The organism is Shigella sp. FC1567, from assembly GCF_001743015.1.
Taxonomy (GTDB): domain Bacteria; phylum Pseudomonadota; class Gammaproteobacteria; order Enterobacterales; family Enterobacteriaceae; genus Escherichia; species Escherichia coli.
The window spans coordinates 1-1,308 of record NZ_MIIV01000278.1 but is presented as its reverse complement, the minus strand read 5'-3'; the positions used below and the strand labels follow the sequence as shown (position 1 = coordinate 1,308).

The 1,308-nt window shown below is 50.5% G+C and carries 1 protein-coding gene and 2 pseudogenes; 1 reads left to right on the top strand and 2 read right to left on the bottom strand.

Features of this window, described 5'->3' with window-relative positions:
* A pseudogene (locus BHE85_RS15715) lies at positions 1–642 on the bottom strand (phage tail protein); the annotation flags it as partial.
* Positions 629–955, bottom strand: a pseudogene (locus BHE85_RS15710) (DUF2612 domain-containing protein); the annotation flags it as partial. The pseudogenes BHE85_RS15710 and BHE85_RS15715, both read right to left, overlap by 14 nt.
* A gap of 90 nt (positions 956–1,045) precedes the next feature.
* On the opposite strand from BHE85_RS15710, the gene BHE85_RS15705 reads away from it, so the two are divergent.
* The coding region (locus tag BHE85_RS15705) for a transposase (RefSeq protein WP_000567718.1) at positions 1,046–1,308 on the top strand (263 nt) is incomplete at its 3' end.

Genomic DNA, 1,308 nt, shown 5'->3' with positions numbered 1-1,308 from the left:
AATAAGGTGCAGGCACTCTTCCGAACGACGAAAAATCAGGCCAAAAGCTTCGTTGAAAATCCTCAGCGCATTAACACCACGGATTTTCAGCTCTCCGGTTATTTTATCGCCTTCCCGATGAACATAGCGTTGATCTGACTGCTCTTTACTGTAAACCTGAAGATTATCCCGTACCGTCCCTTTATTCTGAAGGTCTGACAGATTGTTCTTCTGCCGCAGGAATATCCTTTTCGGATCCTCAAGAAGATTTACCCAGCCCGCACTGTCGGAGCCTTCAGGATCGGTCAGGTTATCGTCTGTGGTATTCAGCCAGACCGCTGTTGTTGCGACTCCGGCGAGAATGGCTCCTTTTGCATATCCACCAATGGCCCCCGCAAAACCGGCATTATACGTGTACAAACCGCCAGCCTGGGCGAACCGTATTGCTGCGGTAATATCGTACATCAGACCGTTAAAATCCTTGCCGTGTGGCGGTATACCTCCCGCTGAGACCGCTGTCATGGTCACCGGAGGAAAACCTGAATCATACGCAGCATTACCGCTCTCTCTGGTCTGCTGTGTCGCCTTGTCCGGGATACGGTTTTTATCTCCGGTACTCGCAAAGGGGACCGCCAGCTGGCGGGGTTTATCACTGGCCTTCATTACGGGACTCCTTTAAAACTACTGAAACATAAACACCCGGCGGGGACGGCAGTGCACCCGACGACTGGATAATCGCCAGTTCTGCCAACGAGAGCGCGGACTCAAAGATGTAACTCATCCTCAGCCCACCATTATTCAGAACATAAGCTCGCCGTTTTTTTCCGAACATAAATCTCAGCATCCGGTTAATATCCGGAACGGAACAGTCAGTAATGTTCGACATGGCTTTCATCAGTATCAGCCGCCGGTATACAGCATCAGACAGGTCAACAGTCCGGGTATCCGATTTTCCGTTGTAAAACGGTGCCTGATTAGACTGGCCCCCTGAATCTCCAGACAACCAGTATCACTTAAATAAGTGATAGTCTTAATACTAGTTTTTAGACTAGTCATTGGAGTACAGATGATTGATGTCTTAGGGCCGGAGAAACGCAGACGGCGTACCACACAGGAAAAGATCGCAATTGTTCAGCAGAGCTTTGAACCGGGGATGACGGTCTCCCTCGTTGCCCGGCAACATGGTGTAGCAGCCAGCCAGTTATTTCTCTGGCGTAAGCAATACCAGGAAGGAAGTCTTACTGCTGTGGCCGCCGGAGAACAGGTTGTTCCTGCCTCTGAACTTGCTGCCGCCATGAAGCAGATTAAAGAACTCCAGCGCCTGCTCGG